Source organism: Mesorhizobium sp. M0060 (genome assembly GCF_040323155.1).
Lineage (GTDB): Bacteria > Pseudomonadota > Alphaproteobacteria > Rhizobiales > Rhizobiaceae > Mesorhizobium.
On sequence record NZ_JAMYUP010000088.1, the window covers coordinates 1 to 19,334 of the forward strand.

Here is a 19,334-nt window from a genome sequence, read left to right on the forward strand (position 1 = left end):
TGAAGCTCGACAGACTGCGATTGCGCGGCCCCTGTGGTGCCCGCGATGAGTTCCACCTCGCAGCCATCGCCCAGAACCTCAGGAAATTGGCCAAGATCTGCACCCTCGGGACACCAATCCCAGCCACTTAGGGCAAGGAGGCCGCCTCGACCCAATCGCAGCTCGTCGCGGCGAAAAGAACGCCTGGCTTAATCACCGACTTCTTCAACACAATCGGTCGTGAGCTGACGGCCAAGCTTAACCCTTGGCAGCTAGCTGGAAACTCTGTCATGAGGATCCGAGCAGGGAGTATTGGTGCCGGGCAAGTCGCTGCCCGGCACCAACATTGAGAAATCAAAGCGCATTCAAGAATGCCAACAGCTTGTCGCCCGGCTTGAAGCGAATGCCTTTTTGCCCCTCTATAGATGTCACCTTCGCTAATGCGGCCTCCTTCAGCGCGAGATGAGCATGGAGGTAGGTCTGTGTTGTTTGAATTGACTCCTGGCCAAGCCAAAGCGCAATCACCGCCAGGTCGAACCAGCCAACAGCAGTTCCATGGCGGCGCTGTGCCGGAGCGTGTGCGGCGAAACGTGTTTTGAACGCAGGGAGCGGCAGGTCTCCGCTGCGACGTTCACGTATTTCGACAACATGAATTGCACAGCATCCGCGCTCACCCCGGCGTTACCCCGAAGGGCCGTCCGACTTCCGCCATCAGCTAAGTCATTGAGATTTGGCGGAGGGAGAGGAACCGGGATCCAACGTTCTCCAGTGAAAAGGGGCGCAGACAACCATTCTCACGGTCGTGTTGTAGAGGAAATGAAGCACGGGCGTTGAGGCACTCCGCCCAGCAGCGGCCGCGAAGCCCTCACGCTGGAGCAGCACGTGCGCGCGCCGGTGATCACCACAAGCTCAGAACCAATCACCTGGCGATCGCGAGAGCTTTATGCAGTCGCCCCCACAGCGGTGCGGCTACGGATGCGCACACCGGTTTCGGTATCGAACAGGAACACGGCCGGGTCTGCGAAGGTCACGCCGATCGGCTCGTCCATCTCGTAGTGCGCCGACTTGTCGGCCTTGACCGTCATGATCACCTCGCCCAACTGGCAGGTGATCAGCGTATGGTCGCCCATAAGCTCCAGGGCATAGACCCTTGCGGCAATCTTGCCTTCCGAGGGGCCCGTCACCCGGCAATCCTCGGCCCGCAGGCCGGCCGTGACGCCTTTCCTGCTTTCGGCGCTGCCGGTGGCGAACTGTCCGTCCGCAGAGACGAACCGGCCCTCGACCAACTCTCCCTGCAGGAAATTCATGGGCGGCGAACCGATGAATCCAGCGACGAACAGGTTTGCCGGATCGTCGTAGATCAGGCGTGGTTCGGCGATCTGCTGGACGACGCCGCGGTTCATGATGGCGACGCGGTGGGCCAATGTCATGGCCTCGACCTGGTCGTGCGTCACGTAGATCGTCGTCACGCCCAGCTCGGCCTGGAGGCGCTTCAGCTCCGAGCGCATGTGACCGCGCAGCTTTGCGTCGAGGTTGGACAGGGGCTCGTCCATCAGGAAGACGCTCGGCCGCCGCACCATGGCGCGGGCGAGCGCGATGCGCTGCCGCTGGCCGCCGGAAAGCTGCCGCGGATAGCGGTCAAGGAACTCTTCCAGATGCACCTTGACGGCAGCGGCGCGAACCGCGACGGCGCGGTCGGCGCGCGAAACGCCCCTAAGCTTCAGCGGGTAGGCGATGTTTTCGGCGACCGTCATGTGAGGATAGAGCGCATAGGACTGGAACACCATCGCCACATCGCGATACTTGGGTAGAACGTGGGTGACGTCGCGCTCGCCGATGAGGATGCGGCCCGAACTCACCGATTCCAGCCCGGCGACCATTCGCAGCGCTGTTGTCTTGCCGCAGCCCGAAGGCCCGAGCAGCACGAGAAATTCGCCGTCGCGAATCTGCAAATCGATTCCTTTGACGACCTTCACCGCGCCGAACGACTTGTGGATCTCGGAGAGGGTAACTTGCATCGCCTTAGCCCTTCACGGAACCGGCAAGAAGCCCGCGCGCAATATGCTTCTGCAGAAGAGTGGAAATAACGACGACGGGCGCGATCATCACGACGATCAGGACCGACATGTTCCACCATTGCGGTCCGCGCGTGGTGTTCTGCGCCGATACCAGCACCGGCATCGTCTGTGCCTCCACATTGGAGAGAAACAGGGCAACCAGGTACTCGTTCCAGGCGAGGATCAGCACCAGCAGAAAGGTGGCCACCAGTCCGGAACGCACCAGGGGCAGCGCGATGGTGAAGAAGACCCGGAACTTGGAGGCGCCGTCGATCTCGGCGCTTTCCTCCAGGTCGAGCGGGATGCCCGCGAAGAAGTCGCGCGTGAGCCACACGACGATGGGCAGGTTTACCGCCGTGTAGGTGGCGATCAGCGCCACTTGCGTGTCGAGCAGGCGCAACTGCTGAAACATCACATAGATCGGCAAGACGGCAACGATTGGCGGCATGATGCGGTTCGAGATGATCCAGAACTCGATGTCGGTATTGCCGACAGCCGCCTTGGTGCGGCCCACGAGCGTGAACAGGGCGATGCCGAACAGGGCCACCGCCACGCTGACGGCGACCTGCCATTTCACGCCGAACGTCGCGACCGCCGCGATCACCGCCGCGAGCAGGATCAGGAAGACCGCGATGGCGGCGAGCTTGACTTGGAAGCGGATGCGCACGAGGGCATAGGCGGCCAGGGAACCGATCAGGACGGCGAGCAGTGTACTCGAGACCGCGACGACCACCGAATTCAGATATGGCCCCAGCGTGGGGTTTTCCACGAGCATGAAGTTCCAGGCGTTGAGCGAAGGGGCGAAATCGACGAATGGCAGATAGAACGGTCCATTGTCGACGTCGCCTGGTCCCTTGAAGGAGGTGATCAACACCCAATAGAGCGGCACAAGCACGATCAGCGTCCATAGGAACAGGAGCGCGTAGGTCATGACCCTGGCTACCGGGGCCTGGCTGTCGATGGACGCAGGCTCGAACAACCTGCGGGCCAGCGAGCGTGGCTCGACGTTCATGCCTCGAACCTCCGCGCCGGCCGGACCACGAAATTGAAGAACGAGACGCACACGATGGTCGAGATGAAGAGTAGCATGTAGCCGACCGCCGCTGAGCTGCCGAGATCCTGGGTGCGCCACGAAATGAAGGAGTGCAGCGTCATCGATTCCGTCGCCAGGCCCGGCCCGCCGCCGGTGAGGACGTTCGGAAGATCGATGATCTTGAAGGCCTCGATGAGCCGGATCAAAACGACGGTCGCCGCCACCGGCGCGATAGCCGGCCAGGTGATGTCGCGGAAGATCTGAAAACCGCTCGCCCCATCCAGCTGTGCCGCCTCCACCTGGTCGCGCGGCTGATTCTCGACCGCGGCCAGCAGCACGATGAACATGAACGGCGTCCACTGCCAGGTGTCGCCGATCAGGACCATCAGCCGCGCCGACCAGGCCTCGGTGGCCCAGGACCATTCGCCGACGCCGAAGGCGCGCACGAGCGGGGCGAAGGGGCCTTTCTGCATGTCGGCAAGCATCCGGAAGGTGTAGGCGATGCCCACCGGGGTGACCATCAGCGGGATGAAGAACACCACGCGGAAGAAATTTCGGCCGCGGATCGGCTGGCCGCAGAGCAGCGCAAGCCCCAGCCCCAGCGCGAACTGCACGAACACGCCGACGACTACGTAGAGAAGCGTATTGACAACGGTTCCAGGCACGCCGCCGGGCGCGACGGTCGCGACGGCGAGCATGGTCAGCCCCATGGCTACGGCAGCCGCCAGAAGGCGCCCGACCGTACCCAGCACCGTCGGCCCGCCGCGCGTAAAGTAACGGCCGAGCAGGACGAGCAGCCCCGCGGCGACCAGTCCGACGCTTAGCCACTGCACCAGACCGAAGGCACCGAACTGGCCGAGCAGATGGTATTGCTGCGAGCCGACCAGCACTTTCCGAAAGTTCGTGAGACCGATGAATTTGAGCGTGAACCCGCCCGGCGCGAGCGCGAACCGCGAAAGCGCCAGGTAGGCGGAAATGATGAGGGGGAAGATGGCGAAGCAGAGCAGCACGATGACCGCCGGAAGCACCATGATGCCGCCGGACCGGCGATCAAGCCGCTCGGCCCAGCCCTGGCCATGGGCGGCTTCCATCGTCGTGTCGACGGGCGCTGTCATCGCGAGGGGCACTGGTGTGGAATGCAAGGGACTTGGCGCATCCGGAGACGCGCCAAGTTGATCGCCCAGCCGCCTACTTGGCGCCGATGGTCGCGTTGTAGAACTGGAGCTGCTCGTCCTTGCCAATCTCGTCGTTCAGTTCGTTCCATCCGTCCTCGACGGCCTTGACGGTCGCTTCCTTGTCGATCTCGCCGGCGAGGAAGCGCGAAACCGCCTCGTCGAGCACGACCTGCTGGTACTTCTGATTCTGCGGGATGCGCAGATCGAGGATCATGTTAGGGCTGCTCATGCTGGCGTTGATGGCGCCCAGGTACACTTTGGCTTCCTCTTCGCTCATGTTCGCCTTCTTCCACAGGTCGCTGTAGCTGAGCTGGGAGGCGCGATAGGGATTAAAGCCGGTGCCGCCCACCGTGACGTCGGCGTTGGACTGGGCCGGCTGCGTCATGTAGGAGAAGAAGGCGTAGGCGGCGTCCTTCACCTTCGGATCGGCCGCCGCGTTGATGCCGCCGCCCCAGCCGCCGAACGCGGCGAAGGGAGCGTGGTTCACGCCGTCGACCGCATGCGGGCAGATCTCGGCGGAGCAGGCCTCGAGCTTGCCGGTGTCCCAGTTCAGGACCTCCTTCGCGCCCGGCATTACAGCGGCGCCCCACTTGCCCATCACCTTGGATTGGGCGGGGTCAATGGATATCGTGCCGACGTCGCCCCAATCGAGATTCAACGCGCAGCGGCCCGAGGCGAACAGCGGGCGGGTGTCGCTCACGTCAAGGTTGAGTTCATCGGGCGGACCGTATTTCGTCGATTCCGACAGGAAGTCGAGCGCCTTGCGGAATGCGTCGTTGTTGACCAGCGGCGTCATGTCCTTGGTGTTGAAGAACGTGCCCTGATTGGTTCCCTTGGACTGCGTCATCGAGCCGACCACGTCGGTGACAAACCAGTAGCTCTGCGCATTGCGCTTCTTGGCGATGCAGGAGCCGAAATCAGGCGTGCCGTCGCCGTTCATGTCCTTGCCGTGGGTGGCCTTGGCGACCTCAAGATACTCGTCCCAGGTCGTTGGCACCTTTTGGCCGGCGGCGTCCAAGATGTCCTTACGGTAATACATCATGTGGAAGTCGCCATCGAGCGTGATCATGTAGGTCTTGCCGTTGTACTTCTCGGAGAAGTCCCGGAAGAACGCGCCGACATCGTCCTGCTGGATGTCCTTGTCGGCATCGACGCGCGGGGTGAGGTCGTCGAGATAGCCGCCGGCGATGTAGTCGACCATCCATTGCGGGGCGAACACCGCGGCGTCGACCGAGTTGGTACCACTCGCCCAGTCGGTCAGGATCTTCTGGTACAGATCGGAGAAGGGCACCGCGATGATGTTGATCTTGGCACCGCTGAGCGCCTCGAAATCGGGGGCGCGCCGCTGCAGCGGCTCCTGAATGGCGCCTGTCTGTGTGATGACGTTCACGGTCACCCCCGCGAACGGCTTGTCTTGCGCTTGGGCAGGCGCGCCCGCCAGCGCGCAAATGGCCGAAACTCCGGCCAGCAACGATCTAATTTTCATCCAACTTCCTCCCGTTTCGACCGGGCTTCTCCTGTGAGCCAGGGTGCCGATACCTCTGCCGGATCCCTGCGTTGATGCGCACGGTCCCGCGTTTGAATGTAGAATATCGGCATCCGTCCGCATGTCCAGAGCTTTCGCGGCAGGCGCCAGGCACGGGTCCGGATTCGCAGATCGCGTGCCCGTCGCCCCTATCGATCTTCGAGAAGGCCATAGCCCGGGCTTCAGGCGAGCGGCAGCGAGATGAGCCCGCCGCCGGCACGGCGGCAGGTGGCGGCCGCAACGCGCATCGCCTCCTCGAGGCAGGCACGCCAGCCGGTCTGCGAACGCGGCAGACCATGACGGAGGATGAAGGCGATCGCCGTCGCCAGCGTGGCGTCGCCGGCACCCATGGTGTCGACGATCGGGTCCGGCCGCTCGGCGATGGGAACGCGCACCTCCAGCCCGTCGCGCGTGTGGATCGCGGCGCCATCGCTGCCATGGGTGAACAGGACGGTCTGTATGCCCAGGGAGAGCAGGCGCGCGACGACCTCGACGTCGGTTTTGCCATAGAGAAGGTCGGCATCCTCGTCGCTGATCTTAGCGATCGACGAGCGGGCGAAGGCCTGTTCGGCTCCGTCCCGGAAGGCCGCCATGTCGGCGATCAACCTGCGCCGGGGGTTGGGATCGACGACGATTAGGCCGCTCGCCCGTTGCAGCGCCTCCAGGAGCGCCGCTACCTGCCCTGGATTGTCGAAGGGAAACGAATTCACGGCGACCGCTTCGGCGTCGGCCATCGCGGTAATCGTCGGGTCCGTAAACGCGATCCTGCGTCGCAACATGACGGGCGCGAAGCTATACGCCGGCTCGCCGTTCAGCTGGCTGGACATCACGACACCGGTCGGATCGACGGTCCGCGTCTCGAACAGGCGCACGCCCTCGTCGCGCAGGTAGCGACGCAGCCGGAACCCGTCAGGATCGGCGCCGACGCGAGCAACGAGGCCGGAGCTAAGACCCAAGCGTGAAAGTCCGACCGCAAGGTTGAGGCCGGCTCCGCCCGGATGCCGCTCCGAGCTGCCCGGCCGGATTTCGACGGTGTCGACAAGACAGTCGCCGATGGAGAGGACGGGCAACATCACGAGCCTATTGCAGGTTGGTGTGTCGGTACAGCATGGTTTCGTGGGCTCCAGACAGGCGGGCGGCCAGCGCCAGGACGACGCTGTCGAGCAGGATTAAGCAGGACTGCTCGAACAGGCTGCCGCCGAACTGCGCGGTGGCCTCGATCGGCACGGAAAGCACCAGGTCCGCGATGCTCGCCAGCGTGCCTCCGGGCTTGCACGTAAGCGTCACCACGTCGGCGCCTTCCGATTTCGCTAGGCGCGCGAAGTTGACGCTGGTCGGCGTCTCGCCCGAGCCCGAGATAATCAGCAGGGCGTTCCCCTTGCGGATCGAGGGTGCGGAGACTTCGCCGACGCAATGGACGGTGTATCCCAGGTGCATGAAGCGCATGGCCGCCATCTGCGCCGACAGGCCGGAGCGGCCCTGGCCGGAAAAGAACCAGCGCCGGCCGGGATCGTCGAAGGCTGCCACGAGGCGCGCGAAGGCGTCGGCATCGATGCGATCGAGAACGCCGGCTATTTCCTGTCCCACGGCCAGCCAAGGCCGGGCCCAGGCAGTCTGTCGCGGATCCATCGGGCAATCTCCTGGGGATTTGCGGATTCGGTGATGGCGCTGCCGATAACTAGAATTTCCGGTCCTGCGGCGATCGCGGCTTCCAGGGTGGCGGGGCCTATCCCGCCGGCAAGTGAAACCCGGAAGCCTCGGGCGTGCATCGCGCCGACCGCATCGATGTGCGAGGTTGAGGTATTGCCCGCCAGGCGCGCGTCGGTCGGCGAATGAACGGCGACATAGGCGAAGTAAGATGGAAATTCCGCATCCGGCGGCAGAAGCTCGGGTTTGCCCGATTCAGTGATCGTGTCGACGATCACGCTGGCGCCGAACGCCTCGGCGCGCTGGCCTACAATATCATGGGTCGCTTTCGAGGCGCAGGACAAAACGGTCATCATGGCGGCACCCGCGCCAAACACCATGTCCGCCTCGAGCTGCCCGCCATCCACCGTCTTGGTGTCTGCCAGCACCAACGTATCGGGACACAGTTCGCGCGCGGTAGCGATCGCGCCGACGCCGAACCGCTTCAGCAATGGCGTGCCGATCTCGATGATGTCGGCGATACCCTGCATCCGCGCAAGAAAGGCCAGGTGCTCGGCCTTGTCAAACGCGATTTGCAACAACACGAGGCACTCCATATCCGGCACGAGATTGTTCTGGTGTTTTATTTCAGGGTCGTTCTAGTTCTGTCAATGATCGGAACTGCGCCCTCAGAGTTCAAAGCAAACAGGCAACGCGCCGAACGTGAAGCCAGCCTGACGGCGGGCGGTCATTTTTAAACCAAACCGAACGGCGACACCGATTTCTTCGTCGAGATTATTTGACGACAATCTTCATATTATGTAGCGGAAGTGCAAAAATGAGGCGTCGATGAATTTGGCTGAGCCGGCAACCTGCAGCATCTCGATGCTGGCGGGAACAATGACTGGTAGTACGGGACGCTACGCAAAGCGTTTGAGCGACCTTCGTGGGATCTATGCGGATGACGCCGCTCTGACGGCTCTGATCCAAACAACGGGCGACCCGGTCGTTTACGACGTTTGCGATTTCCGCCCCTCCGCCGATCCCGGAGACCTGATCTTCGGCGTCACTCGAATGAGCCCGGGGAAAGTCGCCCGAGAATTCTTCCTGACGCGTGGACATGTCCATGCAAAGACCAATCGGCCCGAAGTCTATTATGGCCAGAAAGGATTTGGCGTCATGCAGTTGGAGTCGCCGGACGGCGAAACGCGCATCGTCGAGATAGGGCCGCAGACCATCTGCTACGTGCCGCCCTTCTGGATTCACCGGTCGGTCAATACAGGTACGGACGATCTTCTGATGATGTTCAGCTATCCGGCGGATTCCGGCCAGGACTACGGCATCATCGAGCGCTCGCGCGGGATGCGTCACCGCGTTGTCTCGGATGGGGCCGAAGGTTGGACCCTGGTCGAGAATCCAGACTACGTCGCGCGCGCGCCCAGCGAGATCGCAAAACTTTTTGAACGCACCGACTGACCGGCAGGGAGGCAGCCCCATGCAAAATCCGATCGATATCATCGCCGGGCTCGGCGTCGTGCTCGTGATTGCCATCGACCGTGTCGAGGATGCCGTGGCTCTGGCCGATACGCTTCTTGAAGGGGGCCTTCCGGTCGCTGAGATCACCTTGCGCACCGCCGCAGCGGCCCAGGTGCGCGGCACCCCGCGGGACGCCCGGCCGGAACTCTGCGTCGGCGCGGGCACGATTCTCGACGCTGTCTCGCTCGAAAAATCGATCGCGGCCGGTGCACGGTTCGGCCTTGCGTCAGGATCCGATCCCGAGATCGTCGCAAGTGCCGATCGGGCCGGGTTTCCGTTTTATCCAGGCGTGATGACGCCGTCGGACCAAAGGGCTGCGGCTCGGCTCGGCGTGAAGGTGGTCAAATTCTTTCCCGCCGGTGCGGCGCAAGCGCGGAAAACTCGGCTGTGACCTACCGCGATGCCACGCGACCAACTCTCTATTTCATCGGGGTCACGACGGCCAAGAGTTCTATCATGAAAGTCTTCCCGGCTTGGGCGAAGCACCTTAAGCTCGACGCCGCGATTTCCGGCATCGACTTTCCGCTTCATGCCGATCCGGCCGCCTATCTCGCGGCAGTCGAGTTTATCCGCGACGATCCACAGTCGCGCGGCGCACTCGTGACCACGCACAAGATCGATCTTTACGAAGCCTGCCGCGACAGGTTCGACATCGTCGACCCGCATGCGCGGCTGATGGGCGAAACGAGTTGTATTTCCAAACGCGGCACGCAACTCGTGTGCCACGCCAAGGATCCGATCTCTTCCGGGCTCGCGCTCGACAATTTCCTGCCCACGGACTTTTTCGCGCGAACCGGCGGTGCGCTCTTTTCGATGGGGGCCGGGGGTTCAACGATCGCCATCACATGGCATCTCATGCGGCGGGTGCGCGGGGCGGACGTCCCGGCCCGCATCATCGTTTCCAATCGAAGCCAGCACCGCCTCGACGAGATCGCGCGTCCATCGCCAGATCGATTCCGCCGTGCCGATCGACTATGTGCTGGCTCCCGAACCCGAAGCTAACGACGCAGTCGTTTCCAGCCTGCCGCCCGCTTCGCTCATCATCAACGCTACGGGCCTTGGCAAGGACGCACCCGGCTCGCCACTGTCTGATGCCGTCCGGTTTCCCGAGCAGAGCATTGCCTGGGACCTCAATTACCGTGGCGATCTGCTCTTTCTTGACCAGGCGCGCAGCCAGCAGACGTTGCGGAACCTCCAGATCCAAGATGGCTGGACTTATTTCATCCATGGCTGGACGCAGGTCATCGCCGAAGTATTTCACATCGACATTCCGACCGCAGGCGCGGAATTCGATCGCCTTTCCGACATCGCCTTGGCGGCGGCAAAGGCCTGAAGAATGCGCGAACGCATCCTCGTTACCCCTAGATGGCTGACGATGGAACCGCACGCGCATGTCGAGCGGCTGCGCAAACCCGGCGATTCGACCGGGCAATAAAGGGTCGAACATGAAAAGCGATCTCATCCTGGCCATCGACGTGGGCACCGGCAGCGTGCGGGCGGCCCTGGTGGGGAGAGACGGCGAGGTAATCTCCATCCGCGCCGTGGAACACGACCAGATCGTGCCGGCGTATGGCTGGTCCGAGCAGCGCCCCCGGGACTGGTGGGCGAGCGTCGTCCAATCTGTGCGCGCGGTGCTCGACACGGTAGACGGCGCCGCCGGCCGTATCAGCAGCATCGCCGCGTGCGGGCACATGCACGGCACAGTCTTGCTCGACGGAAATGGCGAACTCACGCGCGATACCGTCCCGCTCTGGAACGACAAGCGAACGGCCGCGCTCGTGGTGGCTTTCGAGGCCCGATATGCGCCTGCCGACTACCTGGCCGACAGCGCCAATCCGGCGACACCCGCCTGGCCGGGCTTCAAGTTGCAATGGCTCCGCGACAACGACCCGGACGCCTACGGCCGCGCGGCAACCGTCGTCATGCCGAAGGACTACGTCAATTTTCGAATGACCGGCGAAGCGACAATGGACCGGACGGAAGCCGCCTGCAGCTTCCTCATGGACCCGAGAACCGGCGCGTGGTCGCCCGCGATGTGCGATCGTCTCGGCCTCGACATCGCGAAACTGGCCCCAATCCGCGAGCCGGTCGAGATTGTCGGACTTGTGACTGCGGCCGCCGCACGCGAGACCGGGCTGCGAAAAGGCACGCCGGTCCTGGTCGGCGGCGGCGACTATCCCGTCGCGCTCCTGGGCTCGGGCGTATGCCGTCCGGGCCTCGGCTCGGACGTTACGGGCACGTCGGCCATCGTCACCATGATTACCGACAAGCCGCTGCTCGATCCCGAAATCTCCAATGTCGGCACGCCGGAAGGCGGCTGGGGCGCGTTCATGCTTTTGGAAACCGGCGGCGATGCCATGCGCTGGGCGCGCCGCGCCTTTCACGAGAAATCGCTTGGTTATGACGAGATCGCAGGCAAGGCGGCGCAAGCACCGGCGGGGGCGGACCGGCTTTTCTTCCTGCCCTATCTAACCGGCGAGCGCTTCGGCGACCACCGCAACGCCCGCGCCCAGTTCTTCGGCATCACCGCCGGACACGGTCTCGCCCATCTCCATCGCGCCGTTCTGGAAGGCGTGGCCTTTGGGGTAGCGCGCCACATCCGCATCATGGAGCAAAACAGCGGTTGCAGGCTCGAGCGCGTCATCGCGTCGGGCGGCGGGGCAAAGTCGGAACTCTGGCTTAAGGTCAAGGCCAGCGCCTATGGCATTTCGATCGTCGTGCCGACCGAACCTGAATGCGGCGTGGTCGGGTCCGCGATCCTCGCAGCGACGGCGGAAGGACGCTTCTCCGATCTCCGGCAGGGGGCCGCCGCCTTCGTACGTTATTCACCGGAGGTGCGGCCGGACCCTGCCTGGGGGGAAACCTACTCGCGCATGCAGCCGGTGTTCGAGAAGATTTACCGCCATTCTCAAGCGCTTTACGGGGAACTCGACAGATTGGCTTGAACTACCAAGCCCGGCCGACCGCTTGTGCGACGTCGGGCCAGCCACCCCGGCAATAAAGCTAGAGGGCGACCAGCTCGGCGAGCTTGGCCGCGACATTTGCCATCGTATCTTCTGCAGTGTTCAGGCCGCTTCGCGAACCGAGCAGGGGGCTGACTTCGCGGAGAGCTTCATACGTCGTGTCGTGCACGATGGGAACGAGCAGGTCACGCGCTAGCAGTGCAGAAAGCTCTTTGTCGGCGATGCCCTCTCCTGCGAGGCGGCGCAGCAGCGCAGGGGTCACCAGCACGATGCCTACTCGCGACTTCACCAGTCCCTTGTCGATTTCGCGGAGCAACCCCGAGCCGAGGAGGACGTCCTTCTCGCTGAACCAGACCGAGACACCGCGCGACTCGAGCAGATCATGCAGCTCCTTGGCGGCCCCTTTCCGGTCGTCCCACGCGTGGCAAAGAAAGACGTCCCGAAGGTCGGGCACGGACGCTCGCTTCTCGACGTTTTCGCGGACCGGCGTGAGCGTCCGCACCTCGGCAGGCGTGTACACCACAGACGAACTTGCTCGCGACCAGCGCGGCTTTGCGCTGCTGCCGGACCCACCGACGCTGCTCCGGCCGCCCCCGCTGCTCCCCGACGAGGAATAGTAGGACGGGGACGGGGACGAGTACGACCCGCTGCTATAGCCGCTGGAGCGGCCGTAGCGGTGACGGCACGCAGGGCAGTTCGCGGCAGCGCTCGCTGAGCGGTGGCCCTCTCTTGGCGCTGTGCATCTAGCCATGTGAACGTCCCCCGATGTCTTTCTCGAACAAGCTCCCGCCGGGGAGCTCAACTCGTCAAGTGCTATATTGCTTAGTCGGTGCTATTGACAGTCTAGTGATGCAAAACTCACGACTTTTGCATCGGGCGAAAAAGTACACAAACTAGTACGCTGCCGAGATGCAAAAATCTGATGCAGGCGGATTTCACTGAAGACGGGGGAGTTCGCAGCGATCAACAGACGTCCGCTTTGGAGCATCTGAATTGTCACCCTAAACGAGGCGCGAAGCTGACCCCTGGGGGCGAATTCGAACCCAACACCCCGTCATCCCATGTTCATGATCTGTGCTTCGAAGGTCGCATAAAAAGGCAGTGTGGAATTGCGTACCGCGCAACTAAGGGTGTCTACTACGACTGCGGGTGATATGCGCCCGGTACGCTTCTCTCAACTGCCGGCCACCAGGAGGTCGCGCCGATCCGTAGTCCCGATGACCTGTGGCCAGCCGACGGCGACGCGCTGGTTGCGGGCGCCGACGTTACTTTTGGTCGAAGCACGTCCGGGCGAAAGGGTAGGGATGCGGTTCACGTATCGACGCCGCCCAGGGCGATGAGCCTAGATTCCGAAATAGCAACTTGCGATTTCTCGCGTTTGCTGCGTCTATCGCGAAGTTTCGATGGGAACTGGTCTGGCTTCACAGCCGGGCCACGCTGCGATTGCTAAGGGAGTATGCATATGGCCACTGGAACCGTGAAGTGGTTCAACGCCACCAAGGGATTTGGATTCATCCAGCCCGACAATGGCGGTCAGGATGTTTTCGTCCACATTTCCGCTGTCGAACGTGCGGGCCTCTCGACCCTCACTGACGGCCAGAAGATCAACTATGAGATCGAGCAGGACCGCCGTACTGGCAAGTCCTCTGCTGGCAATCTTAGCAAAGCGGGCTGATTCTCGCTCTCGCGCCCCGGAACAGCCGGCAAGTCGCGGATGTGCTGCAAGCTTTCGGGAAAGCCATGTGAAGCCGGGCTGTTTCAGGGGAAGGCGGGCTGCTCCTCGCCTTCATCATTTCCGCCACGTGCCGGAACCGACCCAGCAGGCTACAATCAGGCTGCGGCCTTCTTGCGGGGACGCTTCGCGGGCGTCGGCTTTTCGGGCTCCTTCGGCTTGCGGCCGAGGCCCATGGTTTTAGCGAGGGCAGAATGCGCTGCGGCATAGTTCGCCGCGACCATGGGATAATTTGCCGGCAGGGCCCATTTGGCGAGGAAGCCGGCCAAAACTTCGACCGGGTCGACCACTGCTACCGAGTCGTGCTCGGCCGCATCGCCACGGCACTTGTAAACCCAGCACGCCGGTTCCTCACGGCTGGGGCGGTAGGTACCGCGCCGGCAACTGGTCATGGCTGGCCGATTGCAGCAACGAAACCCATTGCTTTTGCGTTGCAACAGGACTACCGCAGCCCGCCAGTTCTGGGATGGAGTAATTGTCTATGGCCAATGATGACGCTGGCAGGAACGCCGATCCCACGCAGCCTGCAGCCCAACGTTCGCCTGGCCAGCCCAATCTGAAAATCTTGATGCTTGGTGCACTTGGCGTTGTTTACGGCGACATCGGCACCAGCCCAATCTACGCGCTTCGCGAGGCGCTGCATGCGTCGACCGGCGGAAGCCAAGCAGTGCGGGAAGAGGTCCTCGGCATTCTGTCGCTGATCGTCTGGGCACTGACGATTATCGTGACCATCAAATATATCATTTTCGTGCTTCGAGCCGACAACAGGGGAGAGGGCGGCACGCTGTCGCTGATGGCGCTTGCGCGACGGGGTCTTTCGAAACGCTTGTCGTCGGCAATCCTGTGGGTTGGAATGTGTGGTGCGGCGCTGTTCCTCGGCGACGCCGTCATCACACCAGCGATCTCGGTGCTCTCGGCGGTCGAAGGTCTTGAAGTGGTAACGCCGGCCTTCGACCCCTACGTCGTGCCGATCACGTTGATTATTTTGGCCGCGCTGTTTGCGGTACAGCGTTTCGGAACCGGCAGCGTTGCATCCGTATTCGGACCGGTCACCGCGCTGTGGTTTCTCGCGATCGGGCTTTCCGGACTGATGCACATCGCGGACGATCCGAGCGTTCTGGCGGCAATAAACCCGCTCCATATCGCATATTTTTTCAGCCATTCGCCTGGCACTGCCTTTGTGACCATTGGTGCCGTGTTTCTTGCGGTAACAGGGGCTGAAGCGCTCTACGCTGATCTCGGTCATTTCGGCCGCAGGCCGATTGTGCTGGCCTGGCTAGTGATCGTATTTCCGTGCCTGCTGCTCAGTTATTTCGGGCAAGGCGCTTTTGTTCTTTCCCGAGGCGGGACGATCGGACACCCATTCTTCGAGATGAACCACGGTTGGGCGTTGGTGCCGATGGTGGCGCTGGCTACGGCAGCAACCGTGATCGCCAGCCAGGCGGTTATTTCCGGCGCTTACTCACTGGTGCGACAGGCCGTCCAGCTGAACGTGCTTCCGCGATTCGAAATCCGGCATACATCCGAAATGCAATCCGGGCAGATCTACCTGCCGCGCGTCAATCTGCTGCTCGCGTTGTCGGTGATGCTGCTGGTTGTCGGCTTCGGTGAGTCCAGTGCCCTCGCATCAGCCTACGGCATATCGGTCACCGGCAACATGGTTGTGACGACAATCCTGCTTTATGTCGTGATGAGGCGAATCTGGAGGTGGACGCTGCTGCCGGCGCTTGGGCTGGCAGTCTTTTTCGGAGTCGTCGATATCGGCTTCTTCCTGGCGAATATCGTGAAGGTGTGGAAGGGCGGCTGGGTGTCGATCCTTATCGCCGGCATTGTTGTCGTCGTTATGATGACCTGGGTGCGCGGAACCCGCCTCCTCTTCGAGAAGTCCCGCAAGAGCGAGATCCCGCTCGATTTCCTCGCCGAGCAGATGGTGGCGAAACCGCCGCACCTTGTGCCCGGCACCGCCGTGTTCCTGACCAGCGATCGGATAAGCGCTCCAACAGCACTGATGCACAGCTTGAAGCACTACAAGGTGCTGCATGAGCAGAACGTCATCCTGTCAGTGGTGACGGTGCAGGATCCGACCGTTCCCGACAGCGAGCGGATCAAGATGACGCCGATCAACGATCTCTTCATGCGGGTGACGATGAGGTTCGGCTATATGGAGCAGCCGAACATCCCGAAGGCGATGGCCCTCTGCCGCAAGCAAGGCTGGAAATTCGACATCATGGCGACCTCCTTCTTCCTGTCGCGGCGCTCGATCAAGGCCTCACCCAAGTCCGGCATGCCGCTGTGGCAGGATCGGCTGTTCATCGGGCTTGCCAGCACGGCCGCCGACGCCACGCAGTATTTCCAGATCCCGACCGGCCGCGTGGTCGAGATCGGCACCCAAGTCACCGTCTGACCGGTCGGCAGCAGCCAGCGTGCGCAGTATCGTGCTAAAGGTGGTCAATCGGTCTCTTGTCGAGGAACTGATCCCCAAAGAATCTTCGGCGATTGCCGATATGTGCAAGGCCTCCCTCAGGGGACCTCTGCCTCTGGCCGATATGGGATGGAATGCCGACCTATTTTCAAAGCGGCCCTATTGAACCTGAAGCGGCTTGTTGGCATATCTGGCGACGGGAATGGTATCTGCCCTATATCCGCACTGATACTGATGACGCCTACTGACGAACGCCCTTGGCGCGCGCAGCAGGCTTATGTGGGGTTTTTCCTCGTGTTCATTGGCTCTGGTATCGGCGGCGTTCTGCGCCACGGCATCGGGCTTCTATCACTGCGGTTGCTCGGTCCAAACTTTCCTATGGAACGCTTGCGATCAACATCGTCGGATCGGCCTTGACGGGCCTCGTCGTCGGACTGTTCGCATTGTTCGATACTGGCGACAGGACGCCCGGTTGTTCCTGACAACAGGCATCATTGGCGGCTTTACGACGTTCTCGACGTCCTCTCTTGATGCTGTGACGCTATGGGAGCGCGATCAACCGCTCGCCGCAATCGGATACACATTGGCAAGCGTCGTCTCGTTAGCCGCTTTGCTGCTGACATTCTTGCTTGTTCGTCGCTGGCTATGAATGTCGGCACGGTTTGACTCCGGCTGCAAGGCGAAGGGCGGCTTTGGATAAGCGCTGGAATGTCGAGGAATGGCGCAGTCGAGGCGGCACGCGCATCAACCGCTCATTATGCCGAGGAGAGCGTCCAAGGACAGGATCGGGTGTGGTTTGCCGACGTTGCTGTGTCTCGCTCCCCTCGGGTTTACAACTTACGGCCGAGCATAGTGGCTTCGCGGAAATTCTGACGGTCAAGGGCAAGGGCCAAAAAACGACGCACGATGTCGACTAACGTGGTAGGCGCCGACGGACGTTCATCGGGGTCGAATGCTAGTCCGATGACGGCAGACTGGCCCTCTGCCGTTGCAACAGGCCAGAAGGCAAAGCGCGAGGCCAACGCGGGGTGGACTCCGGCGGGCGAGAAAAGTCCCGTGGCCAACGACGATCGCGCTGCCTCGATTTCTGCCTCCTGGGGCTCTATGTCGCCGACTCTCTCGACGGAAACCACTTTGCCCTCCATAACGAGAATGACGACGACCGGGACCTGGAAGAGCGCCGCAAAAGCTTGGGCAGTGATTGAGACGATCGCCTTCGTATTGTCGGCCGGCCGCCACGACGTCGCGGCTGTAGCCTTGCAGTACTGTCGCCTGCCTTCTCAGGAGCGCCGCATCAGTTGCCCTGCGCCGGGAGGTAAAGGCAACGGCACTCACGATAAGTCCGACGACAAAAAGCAGTCCGATCGCCCAGACGTTGGCCGGGTCGTCGACGATCAGCGTATAGCGAGGCTCGGTCAGGAAGAAATTGTAGGCGAGAGCACCAAGTATCACCGAAAAGAGGGAGGAGGCCCAAGCCTAAGCCAACGGCCGCGATGATCACCGGCACCACAAATACGAGGGAGATGTTCGGGATCGTCACTTGGCTGTCGACACCGACAGCCACGACCGTCGCGAAGGCGGGCATTCCAAACGACGCAAGGTAGCGCACTGCAGCTGGAGCCTCCGATGAAGCCGAGCCCAAAAGCGGATCGGCATTCGGCAACAGTGTGGTGTCGCGTCGCAGCTTCGATATAACATCGGCCATTGGTTCAACTCCCAGCCTATTACATGCCTTCCTACGCGACAACTTGCTGGCGTAAGAGCCTACCAGCCTCCCTGCCTGCTGCGGGCCGCCGCATGACGCATACGTGGGTCAACACCCATAAAAGCTCCATTCGTGCGGGAGCCGCAAGAAATAAAAATGCCATAACCCTGTACGTCAACGGCGCTGGCGACGGAATATCGTCTTGCGGAGCGAGGAAGTGGAACGGCAGCCTGAAGGGCGAGTTGACCCCGTGTCTGCGTAGGCCCTCATGCACATGCGTGTCCGTCTTCCAAGGATTCCGAGCCGGCTGGCAAGTCCCGATCGCTATCGCAGCGGAAGTCGCGTGTGATCGGTTCCTGACGCGCAGGGAAGCCTTGCCCCATGGTAAGAACAAACTCGCATTGCGCGCCCAGCACGCCTTGCGGCAATCGGAACCGGCAACCGCTTTCGTAGCGCGCCCGGCTGGGAAGTGCCGAATAGATCGGCTCGACGTAGCCTAACGAATGACGGATCGCATCGTTGGTGGCGACCCGGCGCAAACCCGTCCAGGTTGCTGTCAAAGGCCTCAAGTGCTTCGACCTCTATTTCTCTCGCTGTCGATAGCGAATGAATTCCGTCGAGCGTCAGGTCGGATACGATGCCTGCCGCTCGATTTGCGCAAGCGGGCGTCCAACTTTCTCCACCAATTCCAATTGCATCGCACAACCTCTTTGTCCGCGCACAAGCAGGGCCCCGGCATGGAACGTATTATCGCGCTCGCGACCTGGAGGAGAGCCGGCGAGCCTACGCCCTGCCGCCCCAGGTTGAGGCGAGGGCTCGGATGGCAGCCCTATCCGGTCGAATTAGGCATGTTGCTGCGGCTCGGCAGCGTCATCCTGGTGGCCGCAGCCGTCGTGGCTTGCATCATATCGGCGACCGGCTAAGTCCATGCGTGGTATCGATTGAACGGGCGCGCAAAGCGTTCCGTTGAGGTCCCATGACGGATGCTGGGTGAGAATAGCGAAATCTTTATAGGATTCTTATTTCTTTCCTCTCCGCTCCGTCTCGAATCTTTATGGCACTTTGATCCATATTCGGCCGGGAACACAAACTTCGGTTGGCGCTATCGTGGTGGCGAGTGTTTCTACCCGATTTCCGACCCTGCCGGCTGCAGGCGAGGGGGTAAAGCGCAAATAAAACGAAAATAAGGACATGCACGATGGACATCATCGTTATCGGGATAGGGGTTTTGTTTTTCGCCCTGTCCTTCGCCTACATCAAAGCCTGTGACAGGCTTTAGGCGGAAGGATCGCAACATGCTTGTCGACTATATCCTTGGTGGCGGTGTGACCTTGTTCCTTCTCGCCTACCTGACATACGCCCTCGTTCGCCCGGAACGCTTCTGACCGCAACTGGCGCAAGGTACGGAAAGCCATACCCATGACTATCAATGGATGGATACAAATCCTCGTCTATTGCGGGATCGTCGTTTTGCTTGTGAAGCCGCTCGGCGGCTACATGCATCGCGTTTTCAGCGGCGAGCGCACATTCCTGTCGCCAATTCTGGCCCCGCTCGAGCGCGGGCTCTACCGCATATCCGGG

18 protein-coding genes and 3 pseudogenes are annotated in these 19,334 nt (G+C 61.9%); 9 read left to right on the top strand and 12 right to left on the bottom strand.

Annotated features, from left to right (window positions below; all coding sequences use genetic code 11):
- Positions 1-333 precede the first annotated feature (333 nt).
- The 8 genes from NKJ94_RS37715 to NKJ94_RS34750 all read right to left on the bottom strand — a co-directional run bounded on the left by NKJ94_RS37715 (position 334) and on the right by NKJ94_RS34750 (position 8,000).
- A complete protein-coding gene (locus NKJ94_RS37715) occupies positions 334-504 on the bottom strand; it encodes a hypothetical protein (RefSeq protein ID WP_502904245.1) in 171 nt (56 codons plus the stop codon).
- Between the two features lie 416 nt (positions 505-920).
- Positions 921-1,997 carry an ABC transporter ATP-binding protein gene (locus NKJ94_RS34720; RefSeq protein WP_352531973.1) on the bottom strand — a complete coding sequence of 359 codons (1,077 nt, stop codon included), beginning with the start codon at positions 1,995-1,997 and terminating at the stop codon, positions 921-923.
- Between the two features lie 4 nt (positions 1,998-2,001).
- Entirely contained in the window at positions 2,002-3,048 is a 1,047-nt protein-coding gene (locus NKJ94_RS34725; RefSeq protein ID WP_352531975.1) for a carbohydrate ABC transporter permease, read from the bottom strand.
- Complete coding sequence (locus tag NKJ94_RS34730; RefSeq protein ID WP_352531977.1) at positions 3,045-4,160, bottom strand: carbohydrate ABC transporter permease; 1,116 nt, start codon at positions 4,158-4,160, stop codon at positions 3,045-3,047. The genes NKJ94_RS34725 and NKJ94_RS34730 overlap by 4 nt, the downstream gene beginning before the upstream one ends.
- A gap of 97 nt (positions 4,161-4,257) precedes the next feature.
- Entirely contained in the window at positions 4,258-5,715 is a 1,458-nt protein-coding gene (locus NKJ94_RS34735; RefSeq protein WP_352531979.1) for an ABC transporter substrate-binding protein, read from the bottom strand.
- A 236-nt stretch (positions 5,716-5,951) separates the two neighbouring features.
- On the bottom strand, positions 5,952-6,842 hold the full coding sequence (locus tag NKJ94_RS34740) for a PfkB family carbohydrate kinase (RefSeq protein ID WP_352531981.1): 891 nt from the start codon (positions 6,840-6,842) through the stop codon (positions 5,952-5,954).
- A 7-nt stretch (positions 6,843-6,849) separates the two neighbouring features.
- Positions 6,850-7,398: an SIS domain-containing protein gene (locus tag NKJ94_RS34745; RefSeq protein WP_352531983.1), complete on the bottom strand. Its 549-nt coding sequence runs from the start codon at positions 7,396-7,398 to the stop codon at positions 6,850-6,852.
- Positions 7,341-8,000, bottom strand: coding sequence for an orotidine 5'-phosphate decarboxylase / HUMPS family protein (locus tag NKJ94_RS34750; RefSeq protein WP_352531985.1), 660 nt, complete (start codon positions 7,998-8,000; stop codon positions 7,341-7,343). The genes NKJ94_RS34745 and NKJ94_RS34750 overlap by 58 nt, the downstream gene beginning before the upstream one ends.
- Before the next feature lie 244 nt (positions 8,001-8,244).
- Here NKJ94_RS34750 and NKJ94_RS34755 point away from each other — a divergent pair, with 244 nt between their 5' ends.
- The 4 genes and pseudogenes from NKJ94_RS34755 (at position 8,245) to NKJ94_RS34770 (ending at position 11,876) form a co-directional block, all read left to right on the top strand.
- The gene (locus NKJ94_RS34755) at positions 8,245-8,871 is read left to right on the top strand and encodes a glucose-6-phosphate isomerase (protein WP_352531987.1); all 627 of its coding nucleotides are present in this window, start codon (positions 8,245-8,247) and stop codon (positions 8,869-8,871) included.
- A gap of 19 nt (positions 8,872-8,890) precedes the next feature.
- A complete protein-coding gene (locus tag NKJ94_RS34760) occupies positions 8,891-9,322 on the top strand; it encodes a beta/alpha barrel domain-containing protein (RefSeq protein ID WP_352531988.1) in 432 nt (143 codons plus the stop codon).
- Positions 9,319-10,264 (top strand): annotated as a pseudogene (locus NKJ94_RS34765) (shikimate dehydrogenase family protein). The gene NKJ94_RS34760 and the pseudogene NKJ94_RS34765 overlap by 4 nt, the downstream one beginning before the upstream one ends.
- Before the next feature lie 112 nt (positions 10,265-10,376).
- A complete protein-coding gene (locus NKJ94_RS34770; RefSeq protein WP_352531989.1) occupies positions 10,377-11,876 on the top strand; it encodes a xylulokinase in 1,500 nt (499 codons plus the stop codon).
- Positions 11,877-11,934: 58 nt separating this feature from the next.
- Here the strand turns inward: NKJ94_RS34770 and NKJ94_RS34775 are convergent, their stop codons facing one another.
- The gene (locus tag NKJ94_RS34775) at positions 11,935-12,414 is read right to left on the bottom strand and encodes a toll/interleukin-1 receptor domain-containing protein (RefSeq protein WP_502896208.1); all 480 of its coding nucleotides are present in this window, start codon (positions 12,412-12,414) and stop codon (positions 11,935-11,937) included.
- Positions 12,415-13,356: 942 nt separating this feature from the next.
- Between NKJ94_RS34775 and NKJ94_RS34780 the strand changes: the two genes are divergently transcribed.
- On the top strand, positions 13,357-13,569 hold the full coding sequence (locus NKJ94_RS34780; RefSeq protein WP_337147979.1) for a cold-shock protein: 213 nt from the start codon (positions 13,357-13,359) through the stop codon (positions 13,567-13,569).
- A 155-nt stretch (positions 13,570-13,724) separates the two neighbouring features.
- Here NKJ94_RS34780 and NKJ94_RS34785 read toward each other — a convergent pair.
- Positions 13,725-13,886: pseudogene (locus NKJ94_RS34785) on the bottom strand (MucR family transcriptional regulator); the annotation flags it as partial.
- A gap of 221 nt (positions 13,887-14,107) precedes the next feature.
- Here NKJ94_RS34785 and NKJ94_RS34790 point away from each other — a divergent pair.
- Both NKJ94_RS34790 and NKJ94_RS34795 read left to right on the top strand, forming a co-directional pair.
- Complete coding sequence (locus NKJ94_RS34790) at positions 14,108-16,030, top strand: potassium transporter Kup (RefSeq protein WP_502896207.1); 1,923 nt, start codon at positions 14,108-14,110, stop codon at positions 16,028-16,030.
- Positions 16,031-16,325: 295 nt separating this feature from the next.
- Entirely contained in the window at positions 16,326-16,697 is a 372-nt protein-coding gene (locus tag NKJ94_RS34795) for a fluoride efflux transporter FluC (protein ID WP_352531992.1), read from the top strand.
- A 181-nt stretch (positions 16,698-16,878) separates the two neighbouring features.
- Here NKJ94_RS34795 and NKJ94_RS34800 read toward each other — a convergent pair whose 3' ends face one another.
- Both NKJ94_RS34800 and NKJ94_RS34805 read right to left on the bottom strand, forming a co-directional pair.
- On the bottom strand, positions 16,879-17,181 hold the full coding sequence (locus NKJ94_RS34800) for a hypothetical protein (RefSeq protein WP_352531998.1): 303 nt from the start codon (positions 17,179-17,181) through the stop codon (positions 16,879-16,881).
- Between the two features lie 214 nt (positions 17,182-17,395).
- Positions 17,396-17,500 (bottom strand): annotated as a pseudogene (locus tag NKJ94_RS34805) (DUF4118 domain-containing protein); the annotation flags it as partial.
- A gap of 1,548 nt (positions 17,501-19,048) precedes the next feature.
- Between NKJ94_RS34805 and kdpF the strand changes: the two are divergent.
- Positions 19,049-19,138, top strand: a complete 90-nt coding sequence (gene kdpF, locus NKJ94_RS34810) for a K(+)-transporting ATPase subunit F (protein ID WP_081609884.1) — start codon at positions 19,049-19,051, stop codon at positions 19,136-19,138.
- 34 nt (positions 19,139-19,172) lie between these two features.
- The coding region (locus NKJ94_RS34815) for a potassium-transporting ATPase subunit KdpA (protein ID WP_352531996.1) at positions 19,173-19,334 on the top strand (162 nt) is incomplete at its 3' end.

What these genes read in the sequence shown, in the direction of transcription:
- NKJ94_RS34720 (WP_352531973.1), bottom strand. Translation starts at nt 1,997, where the DNA reads ATGCAAGTTACCCTCTCCGAGATCCACAAGTCGTTCGGCGCGGTGAAG.
- NKJ94_RS34725 (WP_352531975.1), bottom strand. Translation starts at nt 3,048, where the DNA reads ATGAACGTCGAGCCACGCTCGCTGGCCCGCAGGTTGTTCGAGCCTGCG.
- NKJ94_RS34730 (WP_352531977.1), bottom strand. Translation starts at nt 4,160, where the DNA reads ATGGAAGCCGCCCATGGCCAGGGCTGGGCCGAGCGGCTTGATCGCCGG.
- NKJ94_RS34740 (WP_352531981.1), bottom strand. Translation starts at nt 6,842, where the DNA reads ATGTTGCCCGTCCTCTCCATCGGCGACTGTCTTGTCGACACCGTCGAA.
- NKJ94_RS34745 (WP_352531983.1), bottom strand. Translation starts at nt 7,398, where the DNA reads ATGGATCCGCGACAGACTGCCTGGGCCCGGCCTTGGCTGGCCGTGGGA.
- NKJ94_RS34755 (WP_352531987.1), top strand. Translation starts at nt 8,245, where the DNA reads ATGAATTTGGCTGAGCCGGCAACCTGCAGCATCTCGATGCTGGCGGGA.
- NKJ94_RS34760 (WP_352531988.1), top strand. Translation starts at nt 8,891, where the DNA reads ATGCAAAATCCGATCGATATCATCGCCGGGCTCGGCGTCGTGCTCGTG.
- NKJ94_RS34770 (WP_352531989.1), top strand. Translation starts at nt 10,377, where the DNA reads ATGAAAAGCGATCTCATCCTGGCCATCGACGTGGGCACCGGCAGCGTG.
- NKJ94_RS34780 (WP_337147979.1), top strand. Translation starts at nt 13,357, where the DNA reads ATGGCCACTGGAACCGTGAAGTGGTTCAACGCCACCAAGGGATTTGGA.
- NKJ94_RS34790 (WP_502896207.1), top strand. Translation starts at nt 14,108, where the DNA reads ATGGCCAATGATGACGCTGGCAGGAACGCCGATCCCACGCAGCCTGCA.
- NKJ94_RS34795 (WP_352531992.1), top strand. Translation starts at nt 16,326, where the DNA reads ATGTGGGGTTTTTCCTCGTGTTCATTGGCTCTGGTATCGGCGGCGTTC.
- kdpF (WP_081609884.1), top strand. Translation starts at nt 19,049, where the DNA reads ATGCTTGTCGACTATATCCTTGGTGGCGGTGTGACCTTGTTCCTTCTC.